Annotated in this window: 18 protein-coding genes; 10 read left to right on the top strand and 8 right to left on the bottom strand. The window is 59.2% G+C overall.

The annotated features are described in order from the left end of the window. Positions 1-171: 171 nt before the first annotated feature. Positions 172-4,080: a hybrid sensor histidine kinase/response regulator transcription factor gene (locus DRW39_RS08935; RefSeq protein ID WP_198664830.1), complete on the bottom strand. Its 3,909-nt coding sequence runs from the start codon at positions 4,078-4,080 to the stop codon at positions 172-174. A gap of 430 nt (positions 4,081-4,510) precedes the next feature. Between DRW39_RS08935 and DRW39_RS08930 the strand changes: the two genes are divergently transcribed. The 7 genes from DRW39_RS08930 to DRW39_RS08900 all read left to right on the top strand — a co-directional run bounded on the left by DRW39_RS08930 (position 4,511) and on the right by DRW39_RS08900 (position 14,807). Next, positions 4,511-7,561 carry a SusC/RagA family TonB-linked outer membrane protein gene (locus DRW39_RS08930; protein WP_116106681.1) on the top strand — a complete coding sequence of 1,017 codons (3,051 nt, stop codon included), beginning with the start codon at positions 4,511-4,513 and terminating at the stop codon, positions 7,559-7,561. A gap of 44 nt (positions 7,562-7,605) precedes the next feature. After that, positions 7,606-9,123, top strand: a complete 1,518-nt coding sequence (locus DRW39_RS08925) for a RagB/SusD family nutrient uptake outer membrane protein (RefSeq protein ID WP_116106680.1) — start codon at positions 7,606-7,608, stop codon at positions 9,121-9,123. Positions 9,124-9,218: 95 nt separating this feature from the next. Continuing rightward, positions 9,219-10,238 (top strand): family 43 glycosylhydrolase, encoded by a 1,020-nt coding sequence (locus tag DRW39_RS08920; protein WP_198664829.1) that lies wholly within the window; start codon positions 9,219-9,221, stop codon positions 10,236-10,238. 46 nt (positions 10,239-10,284) lie between these two features. Then, on the top strand, positions 10,285-11,418 hold the full coding sequence (locus DRW39_RS08915; RefSeq protein ID WP_116106678.1) for a glycoside hydrolase family 43 protein: 1,134 nt from the start codon (positions 10,285-10,287) through the stop codon (positions 11,416-11,418). Between the two features lie 24 nt (positions 11,419-11,442). Next, positions 11,443-12,507, top strand: coding sequence for a cellulase family glycosylhydrolase (locus DRW39_RS08910; RefSeq protein WP_116106677.1), 1,065 nt, complete (start codon positions 11,443-11,445; stop codon positions 12,505-12,507). A gap of 174 nt (positions 12,508-12,681) precedes the next feature. Further along, complete coding sequence (locus DRW39_RS08905; RefSeq protein ID WP_116106676.1) at positions 12,682-13,716, top strand: glycoside hydrolase family 43 protein; 1,035 nt, start codon at positions 12,682-12,684, stop codon at positions 13,714-13,716. Between the two features lie 56 nt (positions 13,717-13,772). Beyond that, entirely contained in the window at positions 13,773-14,807 is a 1,035-nt protein-coding gene (locus DRW39_RS08900) for an FAD:protein FMN transferase (RefSeq protein ID WP_116106675.1), read from the top strand. A gap of 462 nt (positions 14,808-15,269) precedes the next feature. Here DRW39_RS08900 and DRW39_RS22220 read toward each other — a convergent pair whose 3' ends face one another. Both DRW39_RS22220 and DRW39_RS08895 read right to left on the bottom strand, forming a co-directional pair. Further along, the gene (locus tag DRW39_RS22220) at positions 15,270-15,410 is read right to left on the bottom strand and encodes a hypothetical protein (RefSeq protein ID WP_157976016.1); all 141 of its coding nucleotides are present in this window, start codon (positions 15,408-15,410) and stop codon (positions 15,270-15,272) included. 104 nt (positions 15,411-15,514) lie between these two features. Beyond that, the gene (locus DRW39_RS08895) at positions 15,515-16,582 is read right to left on the bottom strand and encodes a branched-chain amino acid aminotransferase (protein ID WP_116106674.1); all 1,068 of its coding nucleotides are present in this window, start codon (positions 16,580-16,582) and stop codon (positions 15,515-15,517) included. 100 nt (positions 16,583-16,682) lie between these two features. On the opposite strand from DRW39_RS08895, the gene DRW39_RS08890 reads away from it, so the two are divergent. Both DRW39_RS08890 and DRW39_RS08885 read left to right on the top strand, forming a co-directional pair. Beyond that, positions 16,683-17,123, top strand: coding sequence for a hypothetical protein (locus DRW39_RS08890; protein WP_116106673.1), 441 nt, complete (start codon positions 16,683-16,685; stop codon positions 17,121-17,123). 149 nt (positions 17,124-17,272) lie between these two features. Further along, on the top strand, positions 17,273-17,677 hold the full coding sequence (locus DRW39_RS08885) for a DoxX family protein (protein ID WP_116106672.1): 405 nt from the start codon (positions 17,273-17,275) through the stop codon (positions 17,675-17,677). Between the two features lie 558 nt (positions 17,678-18,235). On the opposite strand, the gene DRW39_RS08880 is transcribed toward DRW39_RS08885, so the two are convergent. The 4 genes from DRW39_RS08880 to DRW39_RS08865 are packed head-to-tail and all read right to left on the bottom strand — an operon-like array spanning position 18,236 to position 22,289. Continuing rightward, positions 18,236-19,198, bottom strand: coding sequence for a RimK family alpha-L-glutamate ligase (locus DRW39_RS08880; protein WP_116106671.1), 963 nt, complete (start codon positions 19,196-19,198; stop codon positions 18,236-18,238). 57 nt (positions 19,199-19,255) lie between these two features. Further along, complete coding sequence (locus DRW39_RS08875) at positions 19,256-19,792, bottom strand: hypothetical protein (RefSeq protein WP_116106670.1); 537 nt, start codon at positions 19,790-19,792, stop codon at positions 19,256-19,258. Further along, on the bottom strand, positions 19,789-20,340 hold the full coding sequence (locus DRW39_RS08870) for an RNA polymerase sigma factor (RefSeq protein WP_116106669.1): 552 nt from the start codon (positions 20,338-20,340) through the stop codon (positions 19,789-19,791). The genes DRW39_RS08875 and DRW39_RS08870 overlap by 4 nt, the downstream gene beginning before the upstream one ends. Further along, positions 20,337-22,289, bottom strand: a complete 1,953-nt coding sequence (locus DRW39_RS08865; protein WP_116106668.1) for a formylglycine-generating enzyme family protein — start codon at positions 22,287-22,289, stop codon at positions 20,337-20,339. Before DRW39_RS08865 ends, DRW39_RS08870 begins: the two co-directional genes overlap by 4 nt. Before the next feature lie 292 nt (positions 22,290-22,581). On the opposite strand from DRW39_RS08865, the gene DRW39_RS08860 reads away from it, so the two are divergent. Next, complete coding sequence (locus DRW39_RS08860; protein WP_116106667.1) at positions 22,582-24,072, top strand: T9SS type A sorting domain-containing protein; 1,491 nt, start codon at positions 22,582-22,584, stop codon at positions 24,070-24,072. Between the two features lie 157 nt (positions 24,073-24,229). Here DRW39_RS08860 and DRW39_RS08855 read toward each other — a convergent pair whose 3' ends face one another. After that, on the bottom strand, positions 24,230-25,018 hold the full coding sequence (locus DRW39_RS08855) for a Gmad2 immunoglobulin-like domain-containing protein (protein ID WP_157976015.1): 789 nt from the start codon (positions 25,016-25,018) through the stop codon (positions 24,230-24,232). Between the last annotated feature and the right edge of the window lie 24 nt (positions 25,019-25,042).

The raw sequence follows: 25,042 nt of genomic DNA, 5'->3' as shown, positions 1-25,042 counted from the left end.
TACGGTAGTCGGCTGGCTTCGCCATCCGGAGTAGTAGCTCCCTGCGGTCGCTGTTAGTCGGTAGTGCGGTGGTTGGCATTGGGCCGGCTGCCGCACTGTCGTTTTGGTCATCAGCCGTCCGCCCAGCGGAGCTGGTCTGCCGGCTGGTCGCGGTACACGAAGCTTGCGCAGCTAGGTGACCAGGTCGTCCGATTTGGCGTAGTCGCCGGGGGAGACGTTGAACTGCTTTTTGAAATTGCGGCCGAAGCTGGTGGCGGAATTGTAGCCGACCATATTAGCCACTTCGTAGACCTTGTATTGCCGGGTGCGGAGCAGCTCGGCGGCCTTCTTCAGGCGTACGAGGTTGATCAATTCGTTGGGGTTGGAGTCGCTGATGTCGCGGATCTTCCGGTAGAGGGTGGACCGGCTCATGTGCATTCGTTCGGCCAGGGTTTCTACGTTCAGGTCCGGGTCGGTAATGTTGTCCTGGATGACGGCGTCGAGTTTGCGGGTGAAGTCTTCGTCGACCGGGCTCTGCGCGATGGTCTGAAGGTGGGCCAGCGGGCTGCGACCGAAGTGGTCGACGATACGGGCCCGGTTATCCAGCAAATTGCGGATGCGGGCGCGCAGGTAATCGATCACGAAGGGCTTCGTGATGTAGGCGTCGGCGCCGTGCTCTAACCCCGCGAGTTCGGAGCTGTATTCGTTGCGGGAGGTGAGGAGAATGATCGGCAGATGGCTGTATTTGACGTCTGATTTGATTGCCTCGCACAGCGTATAGCCGTCTACCCGCGGCATCTTGACGTCGCTGACAACAAGCTGCACCGTATGCTCCTCCAGCCGTTCGAGTGCCTCGGCCCCGTTGGTCGCCTGCAGGATGGTAAAGTGCCCCGACAATTCTTTCGCCGTGAATGCTAAGAGGTCGGCGTTGTCTTCTACGAGCAGCACGGTCGCAGACGTCGGGCCGGCAGGGCTTGCCAGGGCGGCCTCACCCGTTCTCGAGACGGCAACTGCGGGCACGCCTGCGGGTAGCTCGAAGCCGTCCCGGTGGTGAATGGGCAGGGATACGACGAAGGTAGTGCCGTCGGTAGTCGTCGGGTCCACCGTGAGGCTGCCGCCGTGTAGCTCGGCCAGAGAATGCGCAAGGGGTAGCCCCAAACCGGTACCCGGCTCGTCTTCATGCCCGGGAAGGCGGTAGAAGGGGCGCAGGATATTCTCCCGTTCGGTGGCAGGTATCGACGTCCCATCGTTGTAGATGCAGAGGGTGAGGTCACTTTCCGAACTGGACAGCCGGACCTCAACCAGCCGTTCTCCGTACTTCAGCGCGTTCTCCAGCAGGTTGCCGGAAATTTTGCGGAAGGCCTCTTCGTCGACGTAGGCGTACAGGGGATCGGCCGACGCTTGCAGCCGGACGGTCATATTTCGTTCACGGGCATCCGCGGCGTAGCGGTCCAGGGTATCCTGGAGGAGGGCGGTGACGTCCACCCTTACGAACGAGAGGGTAGGGGTGGCCATCTCCATCTTCCGGAAGTCTAGCAGTTGCCGGACCAGATTGACCAGGCGGGTAGTGTTCCGCTGTACCATATGGAGCAGCGGGTACATCCGCTCGTCCCCCTCCGCGTGGTGCAACGCTTTGTCCACCGGGTTCTGAATCAGGGTAAGGGGCGTCAGGATTTCGTGGGAGATATTCGTGAAGAACTCAATTTTCGCCCGGTAGAGTTCCTTCTCTTTCTCGTGCTCGAATAGCCGTTGCCGCTGATCAGCCTTGTCTTTATTATAGCGATGATACAGGAGGAGCAACACCCATCCAACTACCAGCCCCAGGGTAACGTAGGCCGCATAGGCCCATCCGCTGCGCCACCACGGTGGAGCAATCGTGAGTTGAAGGAAATCGGTGGGGGCGCTCCACTCGCTGTTGTGGCCGCGTACCCGCAGCCGCAGTCCGTAATGGCCCGCTTGCAGGTCGGTGAAGTGGATCTCGTTCGTGTACCCGAGGTCGATCCAGCCGCCGTTGAGCCCACTAATGGCATACTGGTACTCCGTGAGTTTGGGGGAGGTATACTCCAGCGCGGAAAAGGACAGGTTAAAGGTCGAGCGGTCGTAGGGAAGGTCTACACGCCCCGTAGCCAGCGCCTCCCGGTAGGCGATCGCTGCCTCCCCGCTCCGGGCGGCGGGAATCTCCAGATTACTAAGCACCAATTGATCCGGGGGGTCCTGTTTGCTGAATCGGATGTCGTAGGGGTCGAAGGACACGAAGCCCTCCACCGTGCCGAAATACATCCGGCCAGTAGTATCGGTCAGCGCGGAGTTGTAATTGAACTGGTTGCTGGGCAGGCCATTCTCCGCACCGTAGGTGTCCACCCGTCCGCTTTCCGGATGATAACAGGCCAGGCCGTTGGCCGTACTCATCCACAACTTCCCCCGCGCATCTTCCTGCACGGCGTAGAAGACGTTGCTGGGAAAGCCGTCCGATTTGCCATAGCGGCTTACGGCCCCGCTCGCATGATCGATCTTATTCACCCCGTTCTCGGTTGGGATCCAGATGTTGCGATCGCTGTCTTCGAAGATGCCGTTGATGGCATCGTTTCCGAGTTGCCGGCCGGCGATGCCGGTGTTATACGCTATGGTGCCCTTTTCCCGCGGGTCGTAATGGAATAAACCGTCCCAGTACGTACCCGCCCACCGTTCACCGCGGCTGTCCTCCAAAAAGGAGGTGTAGAAGTAGTCGGGCGGAAAGCCTTCGAGCAGCACGAAGCTGTCCAGCACGGGGTCGTAACGTTGCAGACCGGATGCCGTGAGGGCAATCACCGTACCGTCATCCGTCAGGTAGAGGGAAAAAATGAAGTTGCTTCGGAGTCCGCTCGCCTCTCCCGCCATGCGGTGACGCTTGACCGCGCCCGTTTCGGCGTCGAGGATGAATAGGCCATTCTGAAAGGTCCCGACCCACACTTCATCCCCGACTACCAGTATCCCGTGAATATTCGTCACGGTTTCCGTACCCTCCCCCGCCTGCAGGGCAAAGTGGGTGAATTGACCCGTCTCCGGGTCATAACGGTTCAGCCCGGCATCCTCGGTGCCTATCCAAAGCTGCCCGTTACCGTCCCGTTGCATTTCCCGCACCGCCATCCCGCTGACCGAATTTTCTCCGGGTACCGGCAGGAATTTTTCAAAACCGGTCAGGGCCGGGCTGTAGTAATGGATGCCCCGGAAATAACTACCGATCCAGACACCGCCCTCGCGATCGGCATACAGGCTATAGATGGCGTTATCGGTAAGCCCGTAGGGTTCCGCCGGGTCCTTGCGCAGATGCTGGCTGGACGCGGTGAGGAGGTTATAAATATATATGCCGTCCTCGGTTCCGATCCAGAGGTCATTGCCAAGGAGTAAAAAGTCTCGTACGTACCGGCGTTCCGTCCCGCCCGTGAGCGGTACGACGGTGCCTGCCGGCAGGTCGACCAAAAAAGCCCCGTGACTTACCGTACCCACGGCCAGGCTGGTCTCGGAGGCCGCGTAGATCGACGAAAACCGCAGGGGATAATCGGTCTCGGTAGGGAAGGAGAGCGCCAGCGGCTCGAAGCGGTCTTCCTCCGGGAGATAACGGAACAGTTGCCTGTCCGTCGCGAGATAAACGGCGCCGGCGCCGGAGACGTCGACCCGCAGTGCCGGACCGAATTCGCCGCTGTCGTACCGTCCGGTTTCCTCCCCGGTGCGTGCGTTTATGCGTCGCAATATCTGGTCGGCAATAACCCAGATGTCGCCGTTCGGGGCGGGAGCGATGTCCAGAATCGGTATGTCCTCCGTGCCCGGTACCAACGTAAAGCGGGTACCGTACGCATCACCGCTAAAAAGCCCGTCGTCCGTACCCACCCAGAGTCGCCCGTTCGCGAATTCAAGGCATTCGATAAAGTTACTACCGAGCGTACCCGAGGTGGTGCTATCGGCCTGGTACCACCGGAATTCGTAGCCGTCAAAGCGGTTCAGTCCGTTTTTCGTGCCGAACCACATAAAGCCCAGGCTGTCCTGCGCGGCGCAGTGGATCGTGTTATGCGATAAGCCGTCGGCGACTTCGTAATTAATGAAATAGTAGGGCTGGGATCTCATGTCTGCCCCATATCCCACCAGCCAAAGTAGCACGACCAGCAGGAGCAGGCGACGCTTCCCGTAAAACCACGATGTGTATTTCGGTAATTGCATAATCAATCCCGCCTCTGCCCTTCAGGATAGCGGCTCAGGCTAATGTATCTAAAATACGACAGGCGCGGGCGGCGGGGCGCAGGTATAAAGTCTTTTATCCGTAGAAAGGACACAGCAATCCGTTTCATCCTCTCCACAAATTGATTCAGATCGCAGCAAAATGGCGGCTATCGGCGTGGACGCAACGGATTGTGGAAGAATTGATTCAGGGCGTCGGATTGGAATGTATGGGGATGTAATACATTGGCCCACAGAATAAAAGTCGGCTTTCCGTTGTGTCGCAATAAATAATTGCGAACGATTCGATTGCTACTCTTTAATACAATTGATCATGCGAATGAAACATCTTCTCCAGGTATGCTTATGGGCGTGCCTGCTTTCCAGCGGCGGGTTGCTCCATGCCCAGGACCTTCTAACGGTATCCGGTACCGTCTCCGACGACGACGGTCCGCTTATCGGCGCGACCGTTACCGTGAAAGGAACGACACGGGGTACCGTCACCGACATCGACGGCGGCTTCACGCTAGAGGAAGTACAGGCAACCGATAGTCTCCAGGTGACTTACGTCGGTTATACGCCCCGCACGATCGCGGTGGCCGGCCAGACTAGCTTCGACATTGACCTGAGCGAAAACATCAGCAACCTGGGCGAGGTCGTCGTGATCGGCTATCAGGAAGTGAAGCGATCCGACCTGACCGGGGCTACGGCGGTGGTGCCCTCCGAGCAGATCAATAAAACGGTATCAAACTCCCTCGCTGAATCCCTACAGGGCCTGGCGTCGGGCATTACCGTACGCAACGGCGGGGCACCGGGATCGGGGGCCGTGATCGAAATCCGCGGCGCGGCGAGCTTCGTGAATACCAGTCCGCTGTACGTCATCGACGGCATGATCGCCGACGCGAACGTCACTTTTAATAATAACGACATCGAGAGCGTCCAGATCCTGAAGGATGCTTCCGCTGCGGCCATCTACGGTTCCCGCGCGGCCAACGGGGTGATCATCATTACGACCAAGTCGGGTCGCAAAGGACCTATCCGGCCGTCCCTGAGCGTGACGACCGGTATCCAAACCATTCCCCAGCGGTGGGACGTGATGGACGCGGCGGGCTTCGCCGAATTGCAGCGGACCAGCTACCGGAATTCCGGATTGGAAGTGCCGGCTTCGGTGGGCGACGACTTCGACCCGAGCATCGATACCGACTGGCAGGATGAGGTCATCCGGACGGGGAGTACGCTAGACGCGAACCTGTCGGCCTCCGGCGGCTCCGACAACCTGAAGTACTTCTTATCCGGCAGCCACTTCCGGAACGAGGGCGTCATCATCGGTCGCGGCTTCAACCGTACGGCTTTCCGGGTGAACAGCACGCTGGATCTGGGCCGAATCACCGTGGGCGAAAACCTCGTGCTGACCAACAACAACATCCAGCAGCCCCTCGGCGGGTTTGACACCGGTAACCCCTTCTACGATATGGTGACGATGTTGCCCGTCATCCCCGTGCGCGGCGACCGGTACATCTCCGACACCAACCCCGGAGGGTGGGGGATCGGTACGGTCGATGCCGTCAGCTACGCTAAGAACCAGGTAGCGGTGACTGACCTGCTCCGGGAAAAAATAAACTACCTCAAACTCATCGGTAACGCCTACGTGCAGGTGGAACTGCTGAAGGGACTGCGCTATAAATTCAACGTAGGCCTCGAGAATAGCGACGACTTCGCCAAGGGACTACGCCGCTTCGGTATCACCCAGTTTAACGCGGCCGTACGTCCGAGCAGCATCCAGGACAACCGGTCGCAGTTCTCCAGCCTGCTGATGGAGCACACGCTGAACTTCGACCGCGCCTTTGGCGAGCACAACATCAGCGCGGTGATCGGAACGTCTGACCAGCAGACCCAGCGGAATTACACCTTTGCCTCCCGCAGCGACATCGTGGAGAGCGGCGGCGATCCTTTCGAGCAGATCAACTCGGCTACCGGGGAATCGCTGGCGGAGGGTGGTGTCTCCACCGATTACCGGACGATCGGCTTTCTCGGCCGTTTTAACTACAATTATGCCCAGAAGTACTACCTGACCCTTACCGGGCGGGTCGACCAGGACAGCCGCTTCAGCCGGGATAACCGGACCGGGCTATTCCCGTCGGTAGCCGCCAGCTGGCGAATCAGCAAGGAGGACTTCTTCCGGGTCCCCTGGATCGACGATCTGAAGTTCAATGCTTCCTACGGTACGCTGGGGATCGTGACGCTCGGCTCCTGGGACTGGCGGGGAACAATCAACAACAACCCCCGGGCTATTCTCGGAACCGTCCAGGTCGGTGCCACCCAGGCGGGCCTGGTCAATCCGGACCTTCGGTGGGAAAATCGCAAGTCGCAGAACTACGGGGTGGAGGCTGCCATCCTCGATTACCGCCTGACGCTGTCGGCGAATTACTACCACATCCTCTCGGAGGACGCCCTGGTGACCAACCTTCCGGTGGCTACCTATCTCGGTAACCTGGGGGGCAGCCCACCGGTAAACGCCGGTTCCATCCAGAATACCGGACTCGAATTCGAAGCCAACTACCGCCAACAGCTGGACCGGGTACAGTTCAACATCGGCTTCAACCTGACCACCATCAACAACACCGTTAAATCGGTGGGTAACCGGGGGGAAGGCATCGACTACATCCAAACGGGACTGACCCGTTCCCGCGTAGGCGAGCCGCTCGGCGAATGGTACCTGCTGAAGACCGACGGCATCTTCCAGAACCAGGCCGAGATCAATGAGCACGCGCTGGAAGGAAACCTTATCCAGCCCTTTGCCCAGCCCGGCGACATCCGCTACGTCGACGTGGACGGTGACGGGCAGATCACGGACCAGGACCGCTCGTTCACCGGAGAATCGCCCTGGCCCAGCCTGCAACTCGGTGGCCAGCTCGGACTGTCTTACGGCAACTTCGATGTCTCGGCGCAGTTGATCGGCATCTTCGGCAATACGCTTTACAACGGCGTCCGCTCCTCGCTGGACTCCTACCAGAATACCAACTTCCGCTCCGACATCAATCCCTGGACCGCAGACGATCCGAACACCGACGACCCCCGCATCGGGGTGGCGACCAACGATCAGGGACTGGTCGACAACGCCCGCGGCAATACCGACCGCTGGCTGGAGGACGGCTCTTACTTCCGCCTGCGGAACCTGCAGATCGGCTACACCCTGCCGACCGGCACCCTGGACCGCCTGAATATCAGCAACCTGCGCGTCTACCTCACCGGGCAGAATCTATTTACCCTGACCGGATATACGGGATTGGACCCCGACGTACAGGGCAACGGGATCCTGGAACGCGGCGTCGACAACGGCAACTGGCCGTCGAGTCGGATCGTATCACTTGGCCTGGATCTCAACTTCTAGGAAAAGGCTTCTACCTGCGCTCCGCCGCCAAAAAATATAACATCATGAATCGCTTACTATATCTGTTGTGTACCGTTCTGACCCTCGCTTCCTGCCAGGACGAACTGGACATCATCAATCCGAACCAAATAACCAACGACAGTTTCTGGCAGGACGGGACCGATGCCGTTCAGGGCATCAACGCGGCCTACAGTACGCTACACCGTACGGGATTTTCCCGCTGGCAGCCGATGCTGTACGACCTGCGTTCGGACGTCGGTACCAGCACCAGTCCGTGGGCCGAGTTGGCCAACGCGATGAATAACTTCATCCAGCCCAACTCCAATTTCGGTCCCATGACGGATGTCTACGCCGATAACTACGTCGGGATCTCCCGCGCCAACCAGGTGCTCGCTAACGTGCCCGACATCGATATGGATGAGGACCTGAAAGCCCGCGTACTGGGCGAAGCGCACTTTTTCCGGGGCATGCATTACTACCACCTCGCCAGTCTGTGGGGCAACGTGCCGCTGCAGCTCACCCCCTCGTCACCCAACGATCTGCCACCGACTTCCCCGGAAGACGATGTATGGGCACAGGTGATCGCCGACCTCGAAATGGCCGCCGATAATCTGCCGCTGCAGTACGGGGCCGACGATCTCGGTCGGATTACCCGCGGCGGCGCACTGGCCTTGCTCGCCAAAGCGTACATGCAGAACGGTCGCTATGCGGATGCCGTGGATGCCCTGGATTTCTTCTTCACCGGGGAGGGGGCCGGTCTGTACGACCTGACCGAAAATTACGCGGATAACTTCAGCGCGCAGACGGAATACAACGTCGAGTCGGTCCTGGAATGGGGCTACGCCGACAACCCGCTTGAATTTACCGATCAGGATACGCAGACCCCGAACCACAACTACGGCACGTCGATCGCGCAATTTTACGCGCCTCCCGGGGTTGGCTACGCCGACGGGGAGGCCCTCCGCTGGGTGATCGGCGAGTTCGAGCAGGACTCTACCGTAGCCGGAGAACGGGACCCACGGGTAGCCGCTACTTACCTCTACAACTACACGGACCCCGCCGGCCCCGAGGCCTCGATCATCTACGGTACGTCTTGGGCGGAGCGGTACGGGGAGAGTGACCGCGTCTTCTTCCGCAAATTCCTGAACGATGATTACAAGAACGAGGAGGGCTTTCGGTCGCCGAATAACTACCGCTTCATCCGCTTCGCGGACGTGCTGCTGCTGTACGCTGAAAGTCTGAATGCCATAGGGCGCACCGAAGAAGCCTACGCTTATGTAGACCGCGTCCGCGAACGCGCCGGACTGGCCCCGCTGTCGGAGGTGCGTCCCGGCCTGGACCAGGCGGCATTCCTGGAGCAGATCAAGCACGAGCGCCTGACGGAACTCACCGGTGAGGGGCACCGCTTCAACGACCTCAAGCGCTGGAATGCCCTCGGCCCGGGATTAGCCGACCGCGACGGGGGCTTTGCTAACTTTCAGCAGGACAAACACGGCCTGCTTCCCATTCCCCAACGCGACCTCGACATCAACCCCAACCTGGTGCAAAATCCCAACTGGTAAGCAAGCAGTCGCTTTCCAACTTAACTTCCGCTATGTTCTCTTCCTTCTATTTCAAGTGTTTTCCTGTGTGGCTAGCCTTGTTCCTTACGACACTTTTGGCTTGTGACCCGTCCGGAAACAGCGACACGCCCCAGCCCGGGCCGGAACCCGAGCCCGAGGCTACTTTTGTCAATCCGGTATATCAAGTGGGGCCCGATCCCTGGGTCTTCCAGGAGGGCGATACGTATTACGTGACCTATACCACCGGTCGCAACATCACGCTGATCGAAACCGACAAGATGTCGGGATTGCGGACCGCCGCCGCGCGCACGCGGACCGTGTGGTCCCCGCCGTCCTCGGGGATGAACTCCAGCCAGATCTGGGCACCGGAAGTTCACCGCATCGACGGGACCTGGTACGTCTACTACGCCGCCAGCGACGGCAACAACGACAACCACCGGATGTGGGTGCTGGCCAACGAAAACGATGACCCGCTGTCGGACAACTGGGAAGACCGCGGTGAACTGGAACTGCCGGATGATAAGTGGGCGATTGACGGTAGCCCCGTGGACATTGACGGGCAGCTCTACTTTGCCTGGTCGGGCTGGGATGGAAATACGAACGTACAGCAGGACATCTATCTGGCCAAAATGGATAGCCCCACCGAGGTAAGTGGCGAACGCGTGCGGCTGCTCGAACCGGATGCGGCCTGGGAGACGAACGGTACCGACCCACGCGTGGTCGAGGGCCCGCAGTTTATTACCCATGACGGTAGCCTGTTCATGTTCTATTCCGCCGGTGGGTGCTGGACGGATGGGTACAGCCTGGGCGCGATGCAACTGAACATTGGCGAGGATCCAATGGACGTAGCCAACTGGAGTCGTCTCGACCAGAATCCGCTCTTCACTTCCAATGCGGCCGCGAGGGCATACGGGCCGGGACACAATTCCTTTTTTACGTCGCCGGATGGCAGCGAGTCCTGGATACTCTACCACGCGAACGCCGAACCCGGACAGGGATGCGGCGACGAGCGGAGTATGCGGATGCAGCCCTTCACCTGGTCGGCCGAGGGACTGCCCGTACTCGGTGATCCCGTTGCCCTCGGGCAATCCCTCCCCGTACCGGCGGGCGAGTAGCGCGCCGATTCCGTAGTCAACAGCCTGATAAAAACTTAAAGTAGCCGTGCAACAATTCTTATATCTGCTTCTCGGGGCCGCCCTGCTGGCAACGACGGCCTGCAGCCAACAACCCAGCCGGGAAGAAACGGCGACCACCGCACTGCCGGCCTTCCAGAATCCGCTCGATGTCGAGTTTGGAGACCCCTTCCTTCTTGACGACGGCGATGGAACCTACTACCTATACGGCACCGGCGGGGGGGCGAAGGATGGCTTTGCCGTTTACGCTTCGACGGACCTGGTCAACTGGACCGACCGGGGGCAGGTGTACCACGGCAACACCGAGGACAGCTGGAACGAAAGCGCCTTCTGGGCCCCGGAATGCTACAAGATCGACGGGAAATATTACCTCTTCTACAGTGCCAACTGGAAGCATAATCCAACCGACGAGGCCGAGAATTTTCATATAGGCGTCGCGGTTGCCGATGCGCCCACCGGGCCCTTTACCGACATCCAGAACAAGCCACTTTTCGAGCCCGGTTACCCCATCATCGATGCGAACGTATTTCAGGATGACGACGGGAAATATTACCTCTACTACTCCCGCGCATGCTACCAGCATCCGGTGGAAAGTGAGGTAGCCGACTGGGCGCGCGCTGAAGGGCTATTCGATGAGATCGAGGAAAGCTGGGTATACGGGATCGAGTTGAGCCCGGACTTCACCTCCGTCATCGGGGAACCGGTGCTGCTGCTGCGTCCTCCCGTCAGCATGGACGATGAGAACGCGGAGTGGGAAAGTCGGTCGGTCACTACGGGAGAAGTCAATCGCCGCTGGACCGAAGGATCCTTTACCTTCAAGCACGACGGGACCTACTACATCATGTATTCCGCCAACCACTATGCCGGTCCCAACTATGCGGTGGGTTACGCTACCGGCGATAATCCGCTGGGACCCTTCACCAAGGCGGACAACAACCCCGTACTGGAAATGAACGTCGATCGGGGAGGCGACGTGACCGGTACCGGCCATAATATGGTACTTTCCCTGGGCGACAAGCTATACACCGTTTACCACGGACGGACCCAACCTACGGGGGACGAGCGCGTGGTATTTATGGACGAGATCGTGATCTCCCCGACGGGCAAGCTTACCGTTAAGGGGCCCTCAACCGAGGAGATTCCGCATCCGCTGTCCAAATAGTCGATTGGCAAAAACTAAAAAGAAATGAAACGACACGTTCTTACGATCATCCTCTTCTGCGGCTGGCTTAGCGGCTACGCCCAGGATTCGGTACTGGAAACGAATAAATGGTCGCCGGAACGGGCGGCGGAATGGTACGCGGATCACGACTGGCTCACGGGAGCCAATTTTAACCCCAGCACGGCCATCAACCAGCTGGAAATGTGGCAGGAGGCCACCTTCGACCCGGAGACCATCGATCGGGAGTTGGGCTACGCCGAGGGTATTGGATTCAACACGATGCGCGTGTACCTGCACAGCCTGGCGTACAAGGCCGACCCGGAGGGGTTCAAGGACCGTCTGGACCAGTACCTGGAAATTGCCGACCGGCACGGAATCCTTACCATGTTCGTGATCTTCGAGGACGTGTGGGGCACGTCGCCACAGATCGGGGAGCAACCCGATCCCATCCCCGGAACGCACAATTCCGGTTGGGTACAGGACCCCGGTGATCCCGCTTCCCGGGAGGAGGAGAATTTTCCCGAGCTGGAGAAGTACGTCAAGGACTTGCTGACCACCTTTTCGGATGACGAGCGGATCCTGATGTGGGACCTGTACAACGAACCCGGTAACAGTGATAAGCTGACGACGTCCATGCCGCTGTTGCAAAACGTATTTACCTGGGCGCGGGAGGTCAATCCGAGCCAGCCACTGACCGTGGGTCTGTGGCGGTGGGACTTCCAGGAGCTTAACACGTTTCAGGCCCAGCATTCCGATATCCTCACCTATCACCAGTACGAGGGGCCTCGGGAACACCAGCTCATCATCAACCTGCTCAAAACCCACGGCCGTCCGATGATCTGCACCGAGTACATGGCCCGGACGAACAACAGCCGCTTCTGGAACATCCTGCCGATTTTGAAGCGGGAGAACATCGGCGCCATCAATTGGGGGCTCGTAGCCGGCAAGTCCAATACCATCTACGCGTGGAATACCCCCATTGAGGACGGGAGCGAACCTAACGAGTGGTTTCACGACATCTTCCGGCCGGACGGGACGCCTTACCGCAAGGATGAGACGGATCTGATCCGCCGGCTTAACGAGGAGTAGCCGTCCGCCCAGCATCAGCCGTCCGCCCAGCGCTAGCTGGTCTGCCGGCGGGTCGTCAGGAAAGCTCTTCCCCGGCGTTCGGCAGACGAGCTACCGCTCGGCGGACGAACGCCCTGCGCTCGGCGGACGAATGGCTGTCGTCACTATCTTGCTAACGAACTAGCAGCTTATTCAATGTATCGAATTTTAGGCCTCCTCTGTGTTAGTACCATTCTACTTGCCGGTTGCCGGTCCGCCGAAGGCGGAGGGGAAGAAACCACCGCGGACGCCACCTCCGGTAACCCGATCTTTCCGGGCTGGTACGCCGATCCGGAGGGGGTAGTTTTTGGTGACGAATACTGGATCTTCCCTACCTATTCGGCGGCCTATCGGGATCAGCTGCACCTGGACGCCTTTTCGTCTACCGACCTGGTGAACTGGACGAAACACGAGCGCGTACTCGACACCACCATCGTACCCTGGGTGCGGCAGGCGATGTGGGCGCCTGCGGCCATCGAGAAGGACGGCAAATATTACATCTTCTTTGCCGGTAATGACGTGCAACGCCCCAGCCGTCCGGGCTGGAATCCGGACGACGACATCGATCATTACGGCGGCATCGGGGTGGCCGTGGCCGATGCACCGGGTGGGCCGTATACCGATCACATCGGCGGTCCCCTGATCGACTCCTTCTACCACGATGCCCAACCCATCGACCAGTTCGTGTACCGCGACGTGGACGGCACCCACTACATCTACTACGGCGGGTGGGGGCACTGCAATATCGGGCGGCTAAACGAGGACTTCAACGGCTTTATTCCCTGGGAGGATGGGCAATTGTTTCACGAGATCACGCCCGAGAATTATGTAGAAGGCCCTTTCCTGTTTCGCCGCAATGGCACCTATTATCTGATGTGGTCCGAGGGTGGCTGGACCAATTCGACCTATAAAGTGGCTTACGGCATGGCCGATTCACCCCTCGGCCCGTTCGACCGCGTGGGGACGATTCTGGAAGCGGACACCACCGTTGCAACGGGCGCCGGGCACAACAGCGCCATCCAGATACCCGAAACGGACGATTGGTACATGATCTACCACCGCCGGCCCATTCCGAACGAAGACCGTGACCACCGGGTAACCTGCATCGACCGGATGTACTTCAATGAGGATGGCACCATCCGCCCGGTTGACATGACCTTCACCGGGGTCAGCGCCCGACCCTTGAAATAGACTGGCGAACCGCCGGGCGACTCGGGGGTTGGATACCAAAGTCCGTATCCCGTTCCATGAAAGCATTTTTCTGCGCGTTCGCCGCCCTGTTCCTGATTCTCAGCGCCTGTGACAACACCAGCCCGGACGAGTACCTGGCAGCCCACCAGCTGAGCGGGGAGGCCATGGGGAGCTATTACCGGATCACCTACCTGGGCGCACGCCTCGACGGTTTGGAGGAAAGCGTCGACAGCCTGCTGGATGCCTACAACCTCGAACTATCACCGTGGGTGGAGGAAAGTACGATCAGCCAGTTCAACGATAGTCAGAAGGGGGTGTCGCTGGCCGGTACGCAGCACTTCCAGCCTAATCTGGAACTGGCGGCGGAGGTGGTGGAGCGAACCGGAGGCGCGTACGATCCAACCGTGGCACCCTTAGTCAATTACTGGGGGTTCGGGACCGGCGAAAAGCGAACCAGCAATAATATCGATACCGTGGAGCTAAACGCCATTCGGCAGAACGTAGGTTATGAGCTGGTGTCTGTAAGCGGGGATTCGCTGGTTAAGCAACGCCCCGGTGTACAGCTCGACCTCAACGCCAGCGCCAAGGGCTACGGCGTGGATCTGATCTCCGATCTGCTGACCGAGCGGGGTAGGCCCAACCACTTGGTCGATATCGGCGGTGAATTCCGGGCCGGGGGAACCAAAAACGGTCGGCCCTGGCGGGTGGCCATCCGGCTGCCGGAGGAGAACGTGGAAGCCGTCAGTGCCGCGGGTACCCTTCCGCTGGAGAAAGGTCGCGCCCTGGCCACCAGCGGTAATTACCTGAACCACTACGAGGTGGACGGGGAGACGTACAGCCACACCATCAATCCTCTGACCGGCTACGTGGAGCGCAACGCCCTGTTGAGTGCTAGTGTACTGGCGGAAGACTGCGCGACGGCGGATGCCTACGCGACGGCCTGCATGGTGCTGGGGCCGGATAAAGCCATGACACTGATCGAAGGGCTTCAGGATCTGGAAGCTTACTTTCTCGTGCGGGCGGAGAACGGTGATATGGAGGTTCGGGTGACTGCAGGCTTGCGGGAAGAAATGGAAAGCGAGGAGTTGTAAGTACTAGTCCTTCGCGTAACCCGCCCAGCGCCAACCGGGTTGGGCGCCAAGTTCCGCGTACTCCGTGATTGCGGGTACGATGTCCAGTCAGTTCCCGTCGTTCGTGAAAAAGACCAGCCCCCGGTTTTCCGCCGGTAGGATGGTGAAATAGGCACGGAAGCCAATGTTGTGCCCCCAGTGCCAGTACGGGTAGCCCCGCGTGGTCCGCTGCCACGCCAGACGGGGTGCCCAGCCCACCGTAATCGGTTCCGGGGTGGGGGAGTCGATTTCTGTGACCGCTACCAGCAGGTGCTGCAGCCAGACGTAGCCTTCACCAGAGCAGGGCTAGTACGGGTTTACTGAGGGAAGCGGCGGATAAGACGGTGGTTTTGGTTGCTGGTTACTGGTTGCTGGTTACTGGTTGCTGGTTGCTGGGTTGGCGTGGCCGGTGGCTACCTTGTTTTGGATCTGGACGTTTTCGATCTAGGCTGTGGAAAGGGCGGTGACGCCGGCGTTGGCTACGATATCGTCCACCCGCGAATGGATTTGTTGCGGGTTGTCCTGGGCGTGGCCGGGGGGCGGCAGGGTGAGCGTGAGGAGTACGGAGAGCAGGGGTGGTTGCACCAGGGGCAAGCGCAGTTGGAAACTGCTTTTTACATCGCGGTCGGAAACCGCATCGAACGGCGCGGCCGGATGCCGCTTCTTACATCGCGGTTGGAAACCGCGTTTTACACCCGAACCAGCCAGCCGTGGGTATCCTCGACCTTGCCGACGCGGAGGCCATCGATGTGGCGCTTGAGCATGGGCCCAATTTTGCGCTCCTCAACGGGGGGCACGGTGATGAGCTTGTCGCGATACTGAAGTTCGGATACGTGGCTGACGACGGCGGCGGTGCCGGCACCGAAGATCTCCTGCAGTTTGCCCGCTTCGAAGGCGTCGACCACCTCGTCGATGGTGATCAGGCGCTCGCTGACGGGGATGCCTTTTCCCTTTAGAATGTCGATGAACATCTTCCGGGTGATTCCCTTGAGGATGGCGCCGTCGGTGACGGGCGTAATTACTTCGCCGTCGATGACGAAGAAGACGTTCATCGTGCCGACCTCCTGGATCTGCTGCTTGTTCTCCACGCCCATCCAGAGGACCTGGTCGAAGCCTTTGGCGTTGGCCTCGTGGACCGCACGGAGGCTACCGGCGTAGTTGCCCGCCGCCTTTGCTTCTCCCGTGCCGCCGGGGGTGGCACGCACGTATTTTTCTTCTACGACCAGGCGGACCGGCTTAGCGTAGTAGGGGCCAACGGGAGCGGTGAAAATGCAGAAGCGGTAAGTCTCGCTGGGGCGGACGCCGATGAATTCGTCGGTGGCGTACATATACGGGCGCAGGTAGAGTGCGCTGCCTTCCTGCGGGGGGATCCAGTCTTTGTCCATGGCCACCAACTGGCTGACGGCTTCCACGAAGCGGTCTTCCGGAAACTCCGCCATCATCATGCGGCGGGCGCTGGCGTTGAGTCGCTTGGCGTGCTCCTCGGGGCGCATGAGCATGGGGGTTCCGTCCTCGTGCACGCTGGCTTTCATACCCTCGAAGATGGCCTGGCCGTAGTGCAAAACCATGCTGGCCGGATGCATCGTGAAGTGCCCGAAGGGAATGATGCGATCGTCCGTCCACTCCCCGTCGCGGTAGTCGCTGACGAACATGTGGTCGCTGAAGATCTTGCCGAAGGGCAGGTTGCTGAAGTCGACGTCCTGGAGGCGGGATTGCTGGACGCGCTCTACGCGGATGTTGCTGGTGGCCGTAGTCATCGGGGTCAATATTTGGTGTAAAGGTAGGGAAGCGGGAAGGTACGATCTAGTTTTTTGATCTCCCTCCCGGCGGCCCGTACCGGACGCGTATATTTACCGCATGCTACCGTTCCGACTTATTGGCCAGCCCGAATACCGGCAAGCCCTACAGCAACTCAGCCCCGAACGACAGCTGGACCTGCTGGTAGTGTACCACGGTGAATTGGCCCGGCGCGCCTTTCTGGGGCGTATTCTTGCCGCCGCGGGGTACCGCGATCCCGGCACGCAACTGCACCTCCTGGAGTGGCCGGCAAGCGACGATCTTGACCTCACCGGACTCATCCGGGAGTTGAAAGTAACCAAGGTCATCCTTTTCGGCTATACGACCGATCGGCTCGGCCTGCATATTGACGTCGCCAACTATTTTCCGGTTTCCCTGGCCGGCGTCACTTACCTTCTCGCCGATGGCCTGGAATACATTGAGCAGACGAAAGATGCCGGTGACAATCGTGCCGCCGGCGCGCTCTGGAAGGCTATTCAGCAGGATTTCAAAAACCAATAACAAAATCCTGTGATGCTTTCCGGCCCGGCCGACTTTCTAGGGTGACGGCGAAAAGTGAGGATCGGTCTCCCAAACAGAATACTTGCATCTCATGCCAACTTTTCGAGCTTCCCGGAACCCATCTTCTTAAAACACAACGCTTATTCCGTATGACAAAAGGAAATATCGACATAGCCCTCTTCATTCTTCGCGTTTGGTTCGGCCTGGAAATGGCTTTCGCCCACGGATGGCCCAAAATGCTGAAAGTCATCAACGGCAATTTCGAGTTCGGTGACCCGATCGGCGTAGGCCCTACGCTCAGTCTCATCCTGGCCGCGGGCGCGGAATTCATCGGCGGTATACTCATCGCGCTGGGTCTTTTCACTCGCCTGGCCACGATTCCGTACATCATTACGATGCTGGTCGCTGCTCTACTGGTACATTACGCCGCCGGCGACCCCTGGGGACGTATCGCCAACCCGATGAACTACGCCGTTGTCGCTACCGCCATCCTCATCGCCGGTCCGGGACGGTTGTCGCTGGATCACAAGCTGTTTGTGGATAAGGTTGGGTAGAGGTTTCCTGCGGTCGGTTTTTAGAGCTCCCTGCGGTCGCGGTAGAGGCCTGCGGCTTAGAACTCCCTGCGGTCGCGGTAGATGCCTGCGGCTTAGAGCTCCCTGCGGTCGTGGTAGAAGCCTGACGGCGGTAGATGCTCCCTGCGGTCGCGGTAGATGCCTGCGGCTTAGAGCTCCCTGCGGTCGCGGTAGATGCCTGACGGCGGTAGATGCTCCCTGCGGTCGCGGTAGAGCCTGCGGCTTAGAGCTCCCTGCGGTCGCGGTAGATGCCTGACGGCGGTAGATGCTCCCTGCGGTCGCGGTAGAGCCTGCGGCTTAGAGCTCCCTGCGGTCGCGGTAGAAGCCTGACGGCGGTAGATGCTCCCTGCGGTGGTGGTAGATGCCTTCGGCGGTAGATGGAATGACTGGAGTAGCAGAAAATGCACGGGGCCGGGGGCAAGCGCCAGTCTACCGCGAGCGATAGCGAGCCTCTACCGAGAGCGAAGCGAATCTCTGCAGCGACCAACGGGAGTCTCTATAGTGAGCGATAGCGAACCTCTACCACGAGCGACAGCGAGTCTACTTTCCAAATTCGTAGCTGCCGTTCACCGCCTTGCGGATGTACTCGCCCCAGGTGAGGTTGTCACGGCCATGTTGCTGTTGCTGGGCGCGCTCGATGGCGTAATTGGCGGAGGTCTCGATGACCCATTCGAAGTTTTCCTCGCCTACGCTGAATTTGTCGGCGTCGGGGGCGGGATTGCAAAAGTCGATGGCGTAGGGTATACCGTCCCGGACGGCGAATTCGACGGTATTGAAGTCGTAGCCGAGCCACTTATTCAACTTGATCACGTAGTCGTGAATGGTGCCCAATAGCTCGTCGCTGACGTCGTGGTGGACCTTATAGCGGTTGAGAAACTCGTTGCGGGGCTCGTAGTGCATGATCTTGACGTGCTTGCCGCCGATGCAGTAGCAGCGGAAGTAGCTGGTGAAGTCGATGGCCTCCTGCAGCATCATGACGAGCTGGCCGGTTTCTTTATGTGCCTTCCAGAGCTGGTCCGGATTGTCGAGTTTGTAGACGCTCTTCCACCCACCGCCGGCGTGGGGCTTCATGAAGGCGGGCCAGCCGATGTAGTTGAAGATGCTTTGCCAGTCCAGCGGGTAAGCCATGTTGATGAAGCTCTCGTCGGAGGTGTCATCGGGATGGTCGTTGCTGGGTAGGAGCACGGTTTTGGGTACGGGCACGCCGGCCGGACCGACAGCTAGTACATTATTGAAGAATTTCTCGTCAGCGCTCCACCAGAAGGGGTTGTTAATGACGGCGGTACCCGTGGCGGCGGCGTTTTTCAGCATGGCTCGGTAGAAGGGGACGTCCTGGCTGATGCGGTCGATGATGACGGCGTAGCCCGGATTGAGGCCCTGACCTACCTTATCGATTTTGACCGGCTCGGCGGTGATGCCGTCTACGTTCTTGTCGTTGATGCGTTGCACGAGGGCGGGGGGAAAGGAGCGTTCGCGGCCGTAGAGGATTCCGATCTTCTTCATATGGTAAGCTAAGTTTATGGTGGCATAAAGCGCGGTTAGGGCAAATGTTTACGGCACTCAGTCACCCCGGCTGGTAACCAATAGGTTTAGCGCCTCCCGATTGACGGTAGCGCTCTGTCTGGCGTAGGTTGGCGCTCGGGGAAGATACACCGTATCACGTACCAGTACGATGCGCCGGGGAGGCGGAGGACTCGCGGGTATGTACACCGTATCGATCGCGTAGTGGGTTCGCATCCGTAGCTGAATCACGGTGTCCGTCACGACTTGCGTAAGCGTATCCGTCCGCCATTGTACGGAAGGAGGCTGGAAGGCCTGCTGCTTCGGGGCGCTATTCATTATCCAGCCGGCGCCTAACACTACTACCAATAACCATCCGGCCGCCGTAACCCACCACCAGCGTCGGTGCTCTCCGGGTGCGGAATGCTGTGTCCGCTGGCGGTAAGCGTCCCGTAGTGAACGCGGTAGGGCGGGGGGGGGCAGGAGCCGACGGGCGAGTCTTTGCCGTTCCCGATAGTCGTCCCCACTGATCTCCGCTTTGACGCCGGGGGGTAAGTCCGCATAGGAATGGGTAAGCAGGTAGTCGAGGTAGGTCATGAAGTGGGGTGGTTAAGCAGACTGCTTAGTTTTTTGAGGCCGTAGTGCAACCGGCTCTTGACCGTACCGGGGGCGCAGTTGATGAGTTCCGCGATGCCGGCTACGTCCAGGCCGTGCCGGTAACGCAGGAGGATGCACTGCCGCTGGTGGTCGGGCAGTTGCAGGATCGCAGCATCGAACTGCGCGGCATCGATGCCGGGATGAGGCGGTGAAAATTCCGCGGTAGCGGTAAGGCGGAGGTAAACTGTTTCCCGTTCTCCACGACGGCGCTCTTTCCGGGCCTGATTGCGCAGCAAATTCTTGGCGATGGTGAAGAGCAGGGCATTCAGTTGATCGGGACCCTCCTGTGGTTGTCGGAAGGCTTTGCTTCCGAGCAGCTGAATGAATACTTGCTGAACCAAATCGTCGGTTTCGAGATCCGATGGCAGAGCCCGAGCAAAGTATTCCCGCAAGGGTAACGCATACCGCTGGTACAGGGCAGTGAAGGCTGCCTCGTCGCCCGCGGCGGCGGCAATCAACAACTGGCGATCGCTAGGCGGCTGCCTCATTCGGTGACGTATTCCATCACCAGGCGAAATCCGGTACTGGGACTAGGTAGTTCCCGGGGCGTGATCGTGCCGTTTTTAAGCGCCTCCGGACCGTCTAGCCAGCTGCCGCCCATGGTCTGTCCGTCGACGTCGGTCATTTCCGCGGCATTTCCACTCATATTAAAGAGCCCGTAGTTGTTCGGGTAGTAGCTGTCCACCGGGGCCGTGAGATAGTAACCATCGCCGTTACACTCCCCAACAGGTTCAGCGGACTGTCGCGCAAGACCCTGGTAGTCCCTTGAGGTGTGCTCATCGTCGATCAGGGCGGTGTTGAGGTTTCCTAATATACAGCCTTTGCTGTTGCGGTAATACGGCCCTCCCCACGGATACGGAGCATACTGTTTTCCTCCCCGCGCCGCCAGCTCGAATTCGGAGGCGGTGGGTAGCCGGAAGCGGACCTCCAAGCCTCTCGGACGCTTTGGATCCCGGTTATACACCTGGGTGAGCCACGCCGCGTACAGTTCAGCTGCCCGGTGGGTAAGGTTGACCACGGGGTGATCGCCCGACTCCGGCCTGCCGCGAGGATAAAGGACCGCGGGGGAAAGGTCCTTTAGACTGTCGGGCAAATAGGCCAACCAATTCTCTTCCACGACGATTGCCGCACTGTCCAGGTAATCGAATTTTCGCTGTCGGAGCAGATCTTCCAGGAACAGCTGGTATTCCGCGTTCGACACCTCGGTTGTTTTCATCACGAAGTCGGGAATGAAGTCCTTTCGGGAAACCTCTCGTGGTCGCCGGGGTACATTACCGGCCTCGTATGCCTTCAGAATCGCTGCGGCTGTCAGGCCGGGCTGTGCGCTGGCCAGTTCGGGCGCCGCCGCCGGGGGCGATAGCAGCCCCATGACTTCCGCCCGTAAACCAAGGCGATCAGCCAAACCGTAGATCATGTTTTCGAGACCGTCATCCGGTACGTTCTGCTGTTGCCGGTACCGTTGAATTTCTACCAAGGGAACGAGATAGTTCGCGTCAAACTGCCCACCGGCCCGACTCCGGGCATCGCTGGCCAGTGGAGTACGCAGCTGGTCGAGGCGCCAGGAAAGCAGCAGCCGCTCCGTCTCGGCCACGTTCTCGATCGGCCGGTCTGAGATTCGGAAGGTGAGACCGACCGTAAACAACTGTTCCGGCGCGATGCCGAGGTTGGTGAGGAGGTCGCCTGCCGTACCCGCCAAATGCATGGGGCGGTCGCCTTTACGGAGAAAGTCAATCACCTCGGTACCCGCTACTGTCCGTAATTCCGGTAGACCGAGACGCTCCGCAAGGGTGCTGCGGTAGTCCGCATTCGGGAGCAGGGAATAACTGACTACGAGCACGTCCTGCCGTACTCCGTTGGCCTGCTGCAGAACCCACGCCGGATAGGTATCTGCATCCCCGAAGGTTAAGAGCACTCCATTAGGGGCTACGCTAAGCAAAAGATTATAGTTGAAATCGCGTAAACCGGCGGGGTAGGGATGTTGGGAATCAATGCGTTGACTAACCCTGTGGGCCAGTTGCGTGTCACCGCGCACCATGGCGTAGCCGAGCATGGGGCTTTGGAGCAGCTCCTCCTCCGGTTCGGCCGCGTAGGCGCGTTCTAAAAAAGTATAAGCCTGGGGAAAGGTGGCCTGCGTGTAGCGCATATAGTTCACGGCGAAACCGTCGAGGTGTACGGCGTCTCCCGCCCGCTCGGTAATGGCCGCCAGGTCATAGCCAGCCCCCGCCCTGCGGTTGGCAAAGCGGGCGTGCAGAAAGTACTGCAACCAGTCATCTTCATTCGCACAGTCACCCCGTAGGTGCTCCGCCCATTCCCTGGCCTGCGTGGCGTAGTATTCGCCCGGGTGCTGCTCGTAGCTATCCGGCAAAAAGTCTCGGGGAGCAGGGGAGGGGGCTGAGGCTACCAACATGGCGGCATAGAGTAAGAGGGGCCAGGGCATAGGTTTTTTTACCGACAGTAAACCGCCAACCGGGAAACGTTCAAATTATTGAATACGAAAAAGTGAGGGTATAGATGGCAGGTGCTTCAAGCCATTCGACCGAGAAAGATTCCGGTCAGTGCAGCGGTATCCGTAGCATTCGTGCTCCCCGGAACCAGCAGACAACATAAGGTCCAATGGGATGGCGGCGGAGCGCAGGTAATATGCTTTTTTACTAACCGGCTTATCTTGAGCCTGATCATGCTGCCTTTTATAAACAGCATGTACCTCACCACCCCATAGTGCCGTCAAGATGAACGTGACCAGAATTATTCCCCTGCTACTTTTCCTGATCTCTTTTTGCAAGCTCACTGCGCAAAGCGACTATCAGCTATTTCGGCCGGAGATTCAGTATCTGTACGAGGATGACGAGTATACTCCCTTCGACCAGTTTCAGCGCTCGCAATTCTACGGTGTGCGGGTAGACGGAACGGGGTGTCAGGAACTGTACGCATCAATGGCCTTGGGGGAAGGGGGGAAACAACCCTGCCTCCGTCGCTTGCCTTCCCCATTCGGTTACTCTATATGCCAGGAGGCCGATAGTACGGTGATGGATTTTCTGGAGCAGGGCACGATGGTTATTTATCACGGCGCCCCGGTCGGGACGCGCTGGAAGGCACGGCAGGAGGGCGAGATCATACTTACGGGGGTGGTGGACACTATAGTTCAGGAAAGCGTACTGGGAATAACCGACTCCGTGAAACGGATCGTCCTTCTAACTCAGCGGGGGGATACCCTCCATCGGCTGGCCATCAGCCACACGTACGGTGTGGTGAGGAGTGGCTTCCTTTACGAACTCCCGCCCGCGGGTCGGACGCTGACACTGGCAGGTACGAGCCAGGGTGAGTTAGGACGGCAGCTTCCCGCCGACAGTACCTACGGCCAGGTACGGGTGGGCGACCGCTACGACACGGAAACCCATGCGCCCCGCAGGACGATTGGCCCCAATAATTCTACCCTCTACGAGGAATATACCCAGGAAACGCATACCGTGCTGTCCATCGATTCCACGGTGGGAGATGTGCGGTACTTTAAAACGGTAGGTGATCGGCTGACCTACCGCGTCCGAACCGATGGTTCTTCCCCCCCGGAGGATTCTACGCTGGTCCGCGACGTAGTTTGTCGCCGGACGTTTTCGTTTCCCGGGGCTATGGTGGGCGTGCAACCAGGGGCACGGGCGTTAGTCGACAGTACCGATCAGGGATTAGAATACCGCGTCCGGTTTATGCAGGATGAGGTGTGCGGACTTACGAGCACCCGTTTCTCCGACGGAGCCTACTTCACCGATCGCGAAGCCGATTGCGGTAATCTGATCATTCTCATCGATGGAGGCCCGGAACCGCTCTACACGACTTACGTACCGGAGATGGTCGATACCTTCCTGATCGGGATGTATCCGGACCGGACCTTTCTCCGTTATCTGTCGAACGATGAAATCGAATGCGGACAACCCTATGATTTCAGCGATATCGTACTCGCCACGAATGATCTTGGGAGAGGTGCGGCACGTATTTTCGACCTATTTCCAAATCCGGCTGGTAATTTCTTCACCGTTGACCCGGAGTTGTCAATCCGTACGTATCAACTTCGACTCTTCGATCTTTCGGGATCGGTGGTGCTGGAGCGAGAAGAATTACGGGGAAGGCAGAACATCGCGCTCACGGGTCTACCCGGAGGGCTATACGTGGTGGTCGTGCGGGGGAGCGATGGTTCGGTGTCGGCCCGCCGCCTGATCGTGCGGTAGGTGCCCTCCCCGGGGTCGGGAGTTTGGCCGCCGGAACGCTGTCTTATAAAGGTGCATGGCATTGATCCGCCTGACTTCCGGGAAAAGGTTTTTACCTGCGTACACCGCCAATAAATTCGCGCAACTATTCGGGACCCAAAAAGCCGGTGGGGCTTGGTCAGAAGCGTACTGGAATCGCCAGGCGGCGTGCGTTTTCTTCCAGCCCGGATGGATTGGCCCGTTCGAATACCACTACGCCATTCTTCACTTCCGGTGCCTCGAATTGAAATGTAGCCTCGAAGGGAACCCAGTCATTGGTCATCCAGTCCGATTGCGCGGTGGCCGGTGCCTGTGTCAGGGTATGGCCCTCACTGTCCTCCAGGATGACGGAGAAGCTCCCTTCGAAGTAGTACGGACCCCGGGCTTCGCCGGATACGGTGAGCGGTGAGGATATTTTCATGTACGGCACCGGGATGTCAACCCGGATGAGATCGTCCGTAGCCCGCCGGGACCCTTCAATAAATTCCCAGTTGTTGAGGATGAGGTCAATGGCTGACCGTGAGGATTCGGAAACCGTGCCCCTGCGCACCAGCGTGTCATGCCCCATGGTGTCGCAGTCATTCCGTGCTTTTGGCTGGCCGTTGGCGTCGTAGCAGCGCACTTCCCCGTCGTCTACGGCGTACTGAACGAAAACGAATCCATTATTCGACCAGCCCCGGGGGGGCGTGGCCGGGTAAAGCAGATAGCCCCACACCTCGTCGTTTTCGAGTAGGAATGCCTGGGAGCGGGCTTCATCCACCGCAAATCCAAGGTAGGATTGCCGCTCCGCTACGGACTGCCAGGCCTCGTTGCTTCCAACGGGTATTTCCGTGCCTAAGCCATCGGGTATAGCCACCACATACGCCATTTCCTGGCCCGACTCCAAGGAGGGGGTTGCCCGATCGGAAGTCTGCCGATCGACGGGCATCAGGTTGATGGTCCTGGGTAGGTT

This window comes from Lewinella sp. IMCC34191 (genome assembly GCF_003390935.1).
Classification (GTDB): domain Bacteria; phylum Bacteroidota; class Bacteroidia; order Chitinophagales; family Saprospiraceae; genus Neolewinella.
Note: the sequence above shows the minus strand (reverse complement) of the source record. Positions and strands in the feature narration are given on the sequence as shown.

Bases quoted from the DNA above. Each gene is read 5' to 3' on its own strand.
- DRW39_RS08935 (WP_198664830.1), bottom strand. From the start codon at position 4,080: ATGAGATCCCAGCCCTACTATTTCATTAATTACGAAGTCGCCGACGGC.
- DRW39_RS08930 (WP_116106681.1), top strand. From the start codon at position 4,511: ATGAAACATCTTCTCCAGGTATGCTTATGGGCGTGCCTGCTTTCCAGC.
- DRW39_RS08925 (WP_116106680.1), top strand. From the start codon at position 7,606: ATGAATCGCTTACTATATCTGTTGTGTACCGTTCTGACCCTCGCTTCC.
- DRW39_RS08910 (WP_116106677.1), top strand. From the start codon at position 11,443: ATGAAACGACACGTTCTTACGATCATCCTCTTCTGCGGCTGGCTTAGC.
- DRW39_RS08905 (WP_116106676.1), top strand. From the start codon at position 12,682: ATGTATCGAATTTTAGGCCTCCTCTGTGTTAGTACCATTCTACTTGCC.
- DRW39_RS08900 (WP_116106675.1), top strand. From the start codon at position 13,773: ATGAAAGCATTTTTCTGCGCGTTCGCCGCCCTGTTCCTGATTCTCAGC.
- DRW39_RS08895 (WP_116106674.1), bottom strand. From the start codon at position 16,582: ATGACTACGGCCACCAGCAACATCCGCGTAGAGCGCGTCCAGCAATCC.
- DRW39_RS08890 (WP_116106673.1), top strand. From the start codon at position 16,683: ATGCTACCGTTCCGACTTATTGGCCAGCCCGAATACCGGCAAGCCCTA.
- DRW39_RS08885 (WP_116106672.1), top strand. From the start codon at position 17,273: ATGACAAAAGGAAATATCGACATAGCCCTCTTCATTCTTCGCGTTTGG.
- DRW39_RS08880 (WP_116106671.1), bottom strand. From the start codon at position 19,198: ATGAAGAAGATCGGAATCCTCTACGGCCGCGAACGCTCCTTTCCCCCC.
- DRW39_RS08875 (WP_116106670.1), bottom strand. From the start codon at position 19,792: ATGACCTACCTCGACTACCTGCTTACCCATTCCTATGCGGACTTACCC.
- DRW39_RS08870 (WP_116106669.1), bottom strand. From the start codon at position 20,340: ATGAGGCAGCCGCCTAGCGATCGCCAGTTGTTGATTGCCGCCGCCGCG.
- DRW39_RS08865 (WP_116106668.1), bottom strand. From the start codon at position 22,289: ATGCCCTGGCCCCTCTTACTCTATGCCGCCATGTTGGTAGCCTCAGCC.
- DRW39_RS08860 (WP_116106667.1), top strand. From the start codon at position 22,582: ATGAACGTGACCAGAATTATTCCCCTGCTACTTTTCCTGATCTCTTTT.
- DRW39_RS08855 (WP_157976015.1), bottom strand. From the start codon at position 25,018: ATGCCCGTCGATCGGCAGACTTCCGATCGGGCAACCCCCTCCTTGGAG.